Genomic DNA, 9853 nt, shown 5'->3' with positions numbered 1-9853 from the left:
CGGAAACCCTGCGCAAGATCGAGACCGGGCGGCTGCCGTCTCCCGGATTCGGCACGATCATCTGCCTCGGTGAAGCGCTCGACCTGCCGGTGCAGGAGTTGGCGGCCACTTGGCGCGGCAGCGACCTGCCGGTGGGAGCCGGGTAGCCGGCTGTCGTCGCGCCGCACCTCGGCTGCGATCGCCCGCGCCACCGCCGCGGGTCGATGCGATCCTGCCGAGCTTACAGCTCTCGAACGGGCTGCCTCCCCGAAACGGCGCGCGACCGGACTGGCCGTGCGGTTTTCGCCGTCTTGGCGGGAAAACACCGCAGCGACCCGCCGCACCGCCTCATCCCAAGTCACCACCGGCGACCGGCAGCACCGTGCCGGTCAGGTAGGACGCCTCGTCGGAAGCCAGGAACAGCACCGCGGCGGCCTGCTCGTCGAGCGTGCCGTAGCGCTTCAGCAGCGAAGAATCCACGGTCTGGTCCACGACCTGCTGGTACCAGCCCTGTTCCCGAGCGCCGTCCGGGCCGGGTCCGCGCGGCACCTTGCGCGGCGGTGCCTCGGTGCCGCCAGGAGCGGTGGCCACGACCCGGATGCCGTGCTGAGCGGTCTCCATCGCCAGCGAAGCCGTGATCGCGTTGATCCCGCCCTTCGCCGCCGAGTAGGGCACCCGGTGCACACCGCGGGTGGCGACCGAGGAGACGTTCACGATCGTGCCGGAACCCTGCTCGATCAGCTGCGGCAGCACCGCCCGGCAGGTCCACAGCGTCGGCAGGAGCGAACGCCGGATCTCGGCTTCGATCTGATCGGGCTCGTAGTGCTCGTACGGCTTGGCCCAGATCGTGCCGCCCACGTTGTTGATCAGCAGGTCGATCCGCCCGTGCAGCTCGACCGCCTTCGCCGCGGCGGCCTCGGCCCCGGCGAACGTCTCCAGATCGGCCACCACGCCGTCCGCGCGCCTGCCGTCCGCGCGCAGCTTCTCGGCGCTTTCGTGCACCAGCTCCGAGCGGTCGACCAGGACCACCGCGGCGCCCTCGGCCGCCATCCGCTGCGCCACGGTCCAGCCGATGCCCTGCACGGCACCCGTGATCACCGCGGCCTTCTCGCCGAACCTGCCGTGGAATGCCGTCATCATGCCGCTCCCGCCGGGTTGAACTTCTCGTAGTGGAAGTGCGCCGGGGTGACGCCGCGCCCGGCGAGGTCCGAACGCACCGCCTCCACCATCGGCGGCGGCCCGCACAGGTAGACGTCCACGTCGCCGTCGGCGAGGTGCTCGGGGCCGACGAACTTGGTGACGTAGCCCTTGTTCGGGTGCTCGCTGGATTCATCGGCCACGCAGGTCTCGAAGGTGAACTGCGGCAGCGCCTCGGCGTAGTCCTGCAACCGCTGCACCTCCACCAGGTCCCGGTCGGCGGTCACGCCGTAGACCAGGTGCACCGGATGTTCCAGGCCGGTCTCGCGCAGCTTCTCCAACATCGCCAGCAGCGGCGCCAGACCGGTCCCGCCGGCCAGCAGCAGCGCTCTGCGGTTGATCTCCCGCAGGAAGAACCCGCCCATCGGGCCGGTGAACTCGACGCGGTCGCCCGCGCGCGCCCGCGTCTTCAGGTATTCCGACATCGCGCCGCCCTCGGTGTAGCGGACGAGGAACGAGACCTGCTTGTCGTCCGGTCCGTTCGAGAACGAGTACGACCGCGAGCAGTCCGCGCCCGGCACGGCGACGTTGACGTACTGGCCCGGCAGGAACGACAGCGCATCCCGGTCGTCGAGCTCCAAGGTGAAACCGATCGTGCTGTCCGAGTGCAGCACCACATCGGTGACGGTGGCCTAGTGCGTGGCCGCGCCGGTCTTCGCCGCCTCCGAGGTGCCGGCGATCTGCACGACCATGTCGCTGCGCGGCATCGCCTGGCACGCCAGCAGGTAACCCCGCTCGGCCTCCTCGTCGGTGAGGGCGTCCTCGATGTAGTCGCCGCCGTCGTAGTCACCCGACTCGCAGAACGACTTGCACGTCCCGCAAGCACCGTCGCGGCAATCCAGCGGGATGTTGATCCGCGCCTTGTACGAGGCGTCCGCGACGGTCTCGTGCGGCGCGCAAGTCACGAAGCGGGTGATCCCGTCCTCGAAGCTCAACGCGACCTGATGATTCATGGCAGCCTCCTGCCGGAGATCAAATGTGGTAGATGTCGACCACGTGGTGGATGTAGTCGTTCTTCAGGACCACTTTCTTCCTGGTGATCAGCGGTTCTTCCCCGGACATGTCCAAGGTGTAGAACGACGTGCCGAAATAGGTGTCGACGTTCTGGTACCGGTAGTACAAGGTGAACCAGTTGAACCGGATGTCCACCTCGTCGCCGCGGTCCTCCACCACTTCGACGTTGTTGATGTTGTGCCCGGTGCGCGGTTCCGGAATGCTGGTGGCGGCCGAGCGGTCGGTGCGGATCCGGAAAACCCGGTCCTCCAGCCCGCCGCGGTTCGAGTAGTAGATCAGCGAGATCTCGGTCTGCGGATCCGTGGTGAGCGTGTCGTCGACGTCCCAGGCGGGCATCCAGAATTCGACGTCGGGGTGGTAGCACTCCAGCCACTTCTCGAATTCCCGGTCGTCGAGGTAGCGGGCCTCGCGGTACAGGAAGGCCTGGATTCGTTCCAGCTTGCTGGTCTGTTCGGCGATCGCGGTCATCTCTGCGGCCTCCCTCACTCGGCCCGGTCCACGGGCGACTTGCCGGCCATGCCGCGTTGCAGCGCGGTCTGCCAATAGCCGTGCTGCACCCGGTAGAGCCCTTCGTCTTCCGTGCGCACACCGCTGACCAGCGGTTTGATGCCGAGCTTGGCCGCGTCCTCGTCGGCGCCTTCGAGTTCGTGCGTGGCGCCGCGGCTCATGTCGTTCCACGGGGCATTGGTGGCCAGGTAGGTCTTCTGGCAGGAGCGGAACTCCTCCAAGTCGTCCGGGGTGGCCATGCCGGAGGCGTTGAAGAAGTCCTCGTACTGGCGGATCCGGTTCGCCCGCGCATCGGCGCTTTCGCCCTTCGGCGCGATGCAGTAGATCGTCACCTCGGTCTTGTCCACCGAAATGGGCCGGAAGTGGCGGATCTGCGAGCCGAACTGGTCCATCAGGTAGACGTTCGGGTACAGGCAGAGGTTCCGCGAATAGCCGATCATCCAATCGGCCTTGGCCTGGCCGAATTCGGCCACCAGCTCGTCGCGGCGCTCGTTGAGCGACCGGTTCGACGGATCGGCCCACTCGGTCCACAGCAGCAGGTGGCCGTGCTCGAAGGAGTAGAAGCCGCCCTTCTGCTTCGACCAGGTGCCCGCGTCCATGTTCTTGGTCTCGTTCGCCGACTCGCCGTTGGTGCGCCGGGCGGTGGTGGCCGCGTAGTTCCAGTGCGTCGCCGAGACGTGGTAGCCGTCCGCGCCGTTCTCGGCCTGCACCTTCCAATTCCCGTCGTAGGTGTAGCTGGACGCGCCGCGCAGCACCTCCAGGCCTTCCGGGGACTGGTCCACGATCATGTCGATGATCTTGGTGGCTTCGCTGAGGTGCTCGGTCAGCTCCAGCACGTCCGGGTTCAGGCTGCCGAACAGGAAACCGCGGTAGTTGCCGAACCGCGCCACCTTGGTCAGGTCGTGCGAGCCGTCGGTGTTGAACTGCTCCGGGTAGCCGGCGTCGCGCGGGTCCTTGACCTTGAGCAGCTTGCCGTCGTTGCGGTAGGTCCAGCCGTGGAACGGGCAGGTCAGCGTGGTGCGGTTGTCCGTCTTGCGGCGGCAGAGCATCGCGCCGCGATGGCTGCACGCGTTGATCAGGCAGTTCAGCTCGCCCTGCTTGTCCCGGGTGATCACCACCGGCTGGCGGCCGATGTAGGTGGTGAAGTAGTCGCCCGGATTCGGGATCTGGCTCTCGTGCGCCAGGTAGATCCAGTTTCCTTCGAAGAGGTACTTCATCTCCATTTCGAAGATCTCTTCGTCGGTGAAGATGCTGCGGCGGGCGCGGTGCAGGCCGTTTTCCGGATCTTCGACCAGTGCGTCGTCCAGAACGGCTCGGGCATGTTCGGAAACTGCGGACATGATTCCTCCACTCTGAGGTTCGTGTTCGCCGGTGGCGGTCACTGTTGCACCGCGTGGCCTGCGTCACCCCAGGTGTTTTCCCAGGGTTGACCTAGGTGCCCTTCCATATGCGGTGCATATCGAACAACCTGGATTAAGTATTTGTCCGGCCCCAATGCGCCGACCTACGCTGGTTCGGCATGTGAACGGGGCCACAGCGGAGCGGAGGTGATCGCCGGTGGAGATCCGCCTCCTGCGCTATTTCGTCGCGGTGGCCGAGACCCGGCACTTCGGCCAGGCGGCGCAGCGGCTGCACATGGCGCAACCGCCGCTCTCGCAGGCGATCCGGCAGCTCGAGGCCGACCTCGGCGCTGAGCTGTTCGCCCGCACCACCCGGCGGGTCGATCTGACCGAGGCCGGGCAGGCGCTCTACACCGATGCGCTGCGAATCCTGCGCTCGCTGGACGATTCGGCGCGGCGGGTGCGGCGCATCGCGGGCGGCAGCCACGGGCTGCTGCGGGTGGGGCTGACCGGTTCGGCGGCCTACCGGCAGCTGCCGAAGCTGGCCGGGCTGATCAAGCGGGAACTGCCCGGGGTGGCGCTGGAGATCCACTCCGAGATGCTCACTCCCGCGCAGGAGGCTGCGCTGCTGGACACCAGCATCGACATCGGCCTGCTGCGCCCGCCGACCCGCGAGGACGGCATCAGCCACCGCACCGTTGCCACCGACCGGCTGGTGGCCGCGCTGCCGCAGGAGCACTGGCTGGCCGGCGAGTCCGTCGTGGGAGTCGGCGACCTGCGCGCCGAGCACTTCGTCATGTACTCGGGTTCCTCGGTGGTCAACGACGCGGTGGTGCGCAGCTGCCTGGCCGCCGGGTTCTACCCGCACCGCGAGCACGAGGTCGGCGAGACCTCGATCCTGCTGGCGCTGGTCGCCGCCGGGCTCGGCGTCGCGCTCGTGCCGGAGTCGGTGCGCTCGATCGCGCTGGAAGGCGTCGCGTTCGTGCCGGTGGGTGAGCCGGAGTCGGTGCGGATGGCGCTGGCCTGGCGCACCGGCGACGAGTCCCCGCTGCTGCGCAACCTGCTGTCCGTGCTCGACGAGCACGCCGTGTTCGACCAGCATTCCGTGTTCGACTCATGAGTGACTGTCTTGGAACCTGTGTGGGCCTGGTGTTCTGCATTTCTCAAGCGGCGTCAGCCGCTTTCGCCACGTACGCAACCCGACCACCTACGCAAAACGAGCTCAAAGACATGCCTTGAGGAGCGCCGTGAAGATCACCGGAGTTGAGGCGATCCCGTACGCCATCCCGTACCGCAAGCCGTTGCGCTTCGCTAGCGGCGAGGTGCACGCCGCCGAACACGTGCTGGTGCGGGTGCACACCGACGCCGGAGTCATCGGCGTGGCCGAGGCGCCACCGCGTCCGTTCACCTACGGCGAGACGCAGCAGTCGATCATCGCGGTGGTGGACCGGATCTTCGCCCCCGAGCTCGTGGGCCTGAAGCTCACCGACCGCGAGGTGATGCACGCCCGGATGCACCGCACCGTCGGCAATCCGGCCGCGAAAGCGGCGATCGACATGGCCGTGTGGGACGCGCTGGGCCGCTGCCTGGACCTGCCGGTGACCGAACTGCTCGGCGGGTTCACCGACCACCTGCGGGTTTCGCACATGATCGGTTTCGCGCCGCCGGAGAAGATGGTCGCCGAAGCCGAGCAGGTCCGCTCCGACTACGGCATCACCACGTTCAAGGTCAAGGTCGGCAGGCGCCCCTACACGCTGGACGTGGCGGCATGCCGGGCGCTGCGCGAGCACTTCGGCGCCGACGTCGAGCTGTACGTGGACGGCAACCGGGGCTGGAGCGCCTCGGAATCCGCGCGGGCGCTGCGCGAGATGGACGACCTCGACCTGACGCTGGCCGAGGAGCTGTGCCCGGCCGACGACGTGCTCGGCAGGCGCTGGCTGGTGCAGCGCTGCCCGGTTCCGTTCGTGGCCGACGAAAGCGCGACGAACCCCGGTGAGGTCACCCGCGAACTGCTGGCGGGCTCGGCGAACGCGCTGAGCATCAAGACCGCGCGCACCGGTTTCACCACCTCGCACCGGATACTCGCGCAGGCCGAAGGGCTGGGCACCGAGGTGGTGCTGGGCAACCAGATCGACGGCCAGCTCGGCACGATGTGCAGCGTCGTGTTCGGCTCGGCCTTCGCGGCGACCGCGCGCCGCGCCGGGGAGCTGTCGAACTTCCTGGACATGAGCGACGACCTGCTCACCGAGCCGCTTCAGCTCCGGGACGGCACCTTGGCGGTGCGGTCCGGGCCCGGACTCGGCGTGCAGATCGATCCGGACAAGCTGGCCCGCTACCGCCACGACTGAGCGCTACCGCGCTGGGCACAGACTGAGCGCTACGGCGCTGGGCAAGGACTGAGCGCTACCGCGCAGCAATGGGCGGCGGCCAACAGAGAACCCGAGCACTGCAACCAATGAAGCAGGAGTGCGCAGCAATGACCGAACAACTCGCTCCCACCGCCGCCGGATCCGGCAACTCCGCCACCGAGCAGTTCCGCCAGAAGCAGCTCGCCGCCGACACCCCGCCGGAACGGGTCGATCAGCTCGCCACCGAGGTGATCACCGCGGTGCACGAGGTGATCCGCAAGCACAAGGTCACCTACGACGAGTACGACGCCTTGAAGTCCTGGCTGATCCGGGTCGGCGAGGACGGCGAGTGGCCGCTGTTCCTCGACGTGTGGATCGAGCACGTCGTCGAAGAAGTCGCCAACGAGAACCGCGAAGGCACCAAGGGCAGTATCGAAGGCCCCTACTACGTGCCGGACTCCCCGGAGTTCCGGGCCGAGACGACGCTGCCGATGCGCGACGACGAAGCAGGCACGCCGCTGCTGTTCCAGGGCCGGGTCAGCGCAGTCGACGGCACCCCGCTGCAGGACGCCCGGGTGGAGATGTGGCACGCCGACGACCACGGGCTCTACTCGCAGTACGCGCCGGGGATTCCGGAGTGGAACCTGCGCGGCACGGTGCTCACCGGCGATGACGGCGGCTTCAAGTTCCGCACCATCCAGCCGGCGCCGTACCAGATCCCGACCGACGGGGCGTGCGGCAAGCTGATCGCCGCCGCGGGCTGGCACGCCTGGCGCCCGGCGCACCTGCACCTGAAGGTCTCCGCGCCGGGATACCAGCTGATCACCTCGCAGCTGTACTTCGAGGGCGGCGAGTACGTGGAGAACGACATCGCCCAGGCGGTGAAGCCGGAGCTGATCCTGCGTCCGACGCCCGCGACCGGCGGAACGGGCAACGAGGTCACCTACGATTTCGTCCTCGACCCGGCCTGAACCCGACGACTTCCCGAGTGAACGGCCTGTTCGTCCGGCTAGATCGGTCGAACGGTCCGTTCGCTCCCAGCCGATGCAGGAGAGGAGCACCCGGTGCTGTTCGCGGTGAACATGGACGTGCAGCTGCCCCCGGACATGGATCCGGAGGTCAAGGCCGACATCCTGGCCAGGGAGAAGGCGTACTCGCAGCAGCTGCAGCGGGACGGGTACTGGCCGCACATCTGGCGCTGCGCCGGGCGGTACTCGAACCTGAGCATTTTGGACGTCGAGAACAACGATAAGCTGCACGAGCTGATCTCGGGCCTGCCGCTGTTCCCGTACATGACGATTCGCGTCACGCCGCTGGCGCAGCACCCTTCGGACATCAACGCGCGCTGACTCCCGGGACCGTCCCGCCGCGCTGAATCCACTGTGGGAGCGCGTGGCGTCGTGCCGGGTGCTGGACGGATGCGGCATGATCATGTCCGGGAGGGATGGTCATGAACGCAAGCCGCGTCGTGCAGGCCGCGGCGGGTACCTACCTGGTCACCGGCAGCCAGACCAACTGGGTCATCCTCGTCGAGGACGACTCGGTGACGCTGATCGACGGCGGTTATCCGCGGGACGCGGACGCCGTGGAGGCGTCCGTGCACGAGGTCGGCCACCGGATGCGCGATGTGGAGGCGGTGCTGGTCACGCACGCGCACGTGGACCACATCGGTTCGTTGCCGTGGTTGAGCCGGAAGTACGGCATACCCGTGCACGCGGACCCGGTCGAGGTGGGCCACGTGCGCCGGGAGTACCTCCAGCAGGCCACGCCGAAGGACATCCTCGCCAACGCCTGGCGACCGCGGGTGCTGCCGTGGGCGGCGCACGTGCTCGGTGCGGGAGCGTTGAAGCCGTGCGCGGTGCCCACGGCCGAACCGTTCCCGCGGCAGGGCGCCCTGGACCTTCCTGGGCGGCCGGTGCCGGTGTCCACGCACGGGCACACCTCCGGTCATTCGGCCTTCCACCTGCCGCACAACGGCGTGCTGATCAGCGGCGATGCGCTGATCACCGGGCACGGCACGTCCGGGGTGCGGGGACCGCAGATGCTGCTGCCGATGTTCCACCACGACCGGGCGCGCGCGTGGCAGGCGCTGGATTCGCTGGAGGAGCTCGAAGCCGACGTGATCCTGCCCGGGCACGGTCCGATGTGGAACGAACCGCTCGGCAAAGCCCTCGGCAAGGCCAGGGAGAACGCCGCACGGCACCTCGGCTGACCACTGTGGACATCGGCGATGTGCGTCCGGTGCGGACTGGTGCCGGCGCGAGCGCAGTCGGCGCCGGCGTCGGCGAGCACGACATTCCTAGTCGCGAGTCCACCGCGCACGGTGCTGAACACGAACGCGAGATGATGGCCTAGGCGGTGAAGCGCAGCACCGGGAGCATCGCGTACTCGTCGGCTTCTTCCGGTGCACCGGTGCGGCATTCGGCGAGCCCGTCGTGCAGCGCCGCCTCGTCGATGCCCGTTCCGATCAGCACCAGACTGGTCCTACGCGGTTCACCTGCGGACCACGGTGTGCGCAGGAATCGCACGTAGTTGCCGACCGCGTGCAGGACGAACCGTTCGCGGTAGCCGGGGATTCCGAAGTGGACGGCGCCTTTGATCCGGTAGAGCCCGGCGGGCAGGTCGTCCAGAAAGGCCGCCAGCGCACGTGGATCCATCGGCTGTTCCGAGCTGAATTCCACGCTCTGGTAGGCGGAATGCGCGTGCTCGTGGCAGTCGTCGTGCTCCACGATGTCCGAAAAGGACAGTTGTCGCGGGATGTCGTCGCGCACCGGGCGCTGCGCACGGTCGAAGAGGAAGTCCGGGTCCACCCGGCCCTGCGAGGTCTCCAGCACCGGGGTGCCGGGTGCGTACTCGGCCAAGCTCGCCCGCAGCTCGCCGAGTTCGGCGACCCGGTCGGTCTTGTTCAGCACCACCACGTCCGCGTACTGCAGGTGCTGGGCGAACTCCGGGTGCCGGGCGCGGGTCGCGTCGAACTCGGCGGCGTCGACGACCTCGACCAGCCCGCCGTAGGAAATGCCCGGTTCCGCGCTGCCCAGCAGCATCCGGATCAGCTCCCGCGGGTCGGCCAACCCGCTGCTTTCCACCACGATCACATCGACGTCGGCCTGCGCCAGCTTGGAAAGCATGGCGTCGAGTCCGCTGGAGTCGACCGCGCAGCACAGGCACCCGTTGCTCAGCGAGACCATCGAGTCGACCTGGCCCGCCACGCTCATCGCATCGATGTTGATGCTGCCGAAGTCGTTGACCACCACGCCGATCCGGGTGCCGCCCGCGGTCGCGAGCAGGTGGTTGAGCAGCGTCGTCTTGCCGGATCCGAGGAAGCCCGCGACGAGCACGACCGGTGTCCTGCCGGATGCCACTCGGCCCCCTTCCATTGCACCGCCCGGCCCTGCCGGAATTCAACCAGACCAGGCAGGTGATCTTCGGCGAGGGCGACGTTTTCAGCATGTGACAACGCGTCTTGGT

The 9853-nt window shown here is 68.1% G+C and carries 11 protein-coding genes; 5 read left to right on the top strand and 6 right to left on the bottom strand.

All coding sequences use genetic code 11. The features are described from left to right. Positions 1-327 precede the first annotated feature (327 nt). The 5 genes from IJH84_RS03615 to benA are packed head-to-tail and all read right to left on the bottom strand — an operon-like array spanning position 328 to position 4037. Positions 328-1116: a 1,6-dihydroxycyclohexa-2,4-diene-1-carboxylate dehydrogenase gene (locus tag IJH84_RS03615; RefSeq protein ID WP_295140120.1), complete on the bottom strand. Its 789-nt coding sequence runs from the start codon at positions 1114-1116 to the stop codon at positions 328-330. Further along, positions 1116-1793, bottom strand: a complete 678-nt coding sequence (locus tag IJH84_RS03610; protein WP_295140118.1) for an FAD-binding oxidoreductase — start codon at positions 1791-1793, stop codon at positions 1116-1118. The genes IJH84_RS03615 and IJH84_RS03610 overlap by 1 nt, the downstream gene beginning before the upstream one ends. Positions 1794-1808: 15 nt before the next feature. After that, positions 1809-2129 carry a 2Fe-2S iron-sulfur cluster-binding protein gene (locus tag IJH84_RS03605; protein ID WP_295140116.1) on the bottom strand — a complete coding sequence of 107 codons (321 nt, stop codon included), beginning with the start codon at positions 2127-2129 and terminating at the stop codon, positions 1809-1811. A gap of 19 nt (positions 2130-2148) precedes the next feature. After that, on the bottom strand, positions 2149-2658 hold the full coding sequence (gene benB, locus IJH84_RS03600) for a benzoate 1,2-dioxygenase small subunit (protein ID WP_200072243.1): 510 nt from the start codon (positions 2656-2658) through the stop codon (positions 2149-2151). Positions 2659-2672: 14 nt separating this feature from the next. Next, complete coding sequence (gene benA, locus IJH84_RS03595; protein ID WP_295140113.1) at positions 2673-4037, bottom strand: benzoate 1,2-dioxygenase large subunit; 1365 nt, start codon at positions 4035-4037, stop codon at positions 2673-2675. Between the two features lie 217 nt (positions 4038-4254). On the opposite strand from benA, the gene IJH84_RS03590 reads away from it, so the two are divergent. From IJH84_RS03590 to IJH84_RS03570, 5 genes are all read left to right on the top strand, one after another. After that, positions 4255-5157: a LysR substrate-binding domain-containing protein gene (locus IJH84_RS03590; protein WP_200072245.1), complete on the top strand. Its 903-nt coding sequence runs from the start codon at positions 4255-4257 to the stop codon at positions 5155-5157. A gap of 127 nt (positions 5158-5284) precedes the next feature. Further along, positions 5285-6385: a mandelate racemase/muconate lactonizing enzyme family protein gene (locus IJH84_RS03585; RefSeq protein ID WP_295140108.1), complete on the top strand. Its 1101-nt coding sequence runs from the start codon at positions 5285-5287 to the stop codon at positions 6383-6385. 128 nt (positions 6386-6513) lie between these two features. Further along, complete coding sequence (gene catA / locus IJH84_RS03580; RefSeq protein ID WP_295140105.1) at positions 6514-7356, top strand: catechol 1,2-dioxygenase; 843 nt, start codon at positions 6514-6516, stop codon at positions 7354-7356. 93 nt (positions 7357-7449) lie between these two features. After that, positions 7450-7734: a muconolactone Delta-isomerase gene (gene catC / locus IJH84_RS03575; RefSeq protein ID WP_295140103.1), complete on the top strand. Its 285-nt coding sequence runs from the start codon at positions 7450-7452 to the stop codon at positions 7732-7734. A 101-nt stretch (positions 7735-7835) separates the two neighbouring features. Continuing rightward, positions 7836-8597, top strand: a complete 762-nt coding sequence (locus tag IJH84_RS03570; RefSeq protein ID WP_200072249.1) for an MBL fold metallo-hydrolase — start codon at positions 7836-7838, stop codon at positions 8595-8597. A 139-nt stretch (positions 8598-8736) separates the two neighbouring features. Here IJH84_RS03570 and IJH84_RS03565 read toward each other — a convergent pair whose 3' ends face one another. Continuing rightward, positions 8737-9747, bottom strand: a complete 1011-nt coding sequence (locus IJH84_RS03565) for a GTP-binding protein (protein WP_200072250.1) — start codon at positions 9745-9747, stop codon at positions 8737-8739. Between the last annotated feature and the right edge of the window lie 106 nt (positions 9748-9853).

This window comes from Saccharopolyspora sp. (assembly GCF_017434145.1).
Lineage (GTDB): Bacteria > Actinomycetota > Actinomycetes > Mycobacteriales > Pseudonocardiaceae > Saccharopolyspora_C > Saccharopolyspora_C galaxeae.
Note: the sequence above shows the minus strand (reverse complement) of the source record. Positions and strands in the feature narration are given on the sequence as shown.

Excerpts from the sequence above, each read along its gene's own strand:
- IJH84_RS03615 (WP_295140120.1), bottom strand. The coding sequence starts at position 1,116 with ATGACGGCATTCCACGGCAGGTTCGGCGAGAAGGCCGCGGTGATCACG.
- IJH84_RS03605 (WP_295140116.1), bottom strand. The coding sequence starts at position 2,129 with ATGAATCATCAGGTCGCGTTGAGCTTCGAGGACGGGATCACCCGCTTC.
- benB (WP_200072243.1), bottom strand. The coding sequence starts at position 2,658 with ATGACCGCGATCGCCGAACAGACCAGCAAGCTGGAACGAATCCAGGCC.
- benA (WP_295140113.1), bottom strand. The coding sequence starts at position 4,037 with ATGTCCGCAGTTTCCGAACATGCCCGAGCCGTTCTGGACGACGCACTG.
- catA (WP_295140105.1), top strand. The coding sequence starts at position 6,514 with ATGACCGAACAACTCGCTCCCACCGCCGCCGGATCCGGCAACTCCGCC.
- IJH84_RS03570 (WP_200072249.1), top strand. The coding sequence starts at position 7,836 with ATGAACGCAAGCCGCGTCGTGCAGGCCGCGGCGGGTACCTACCTGGTC.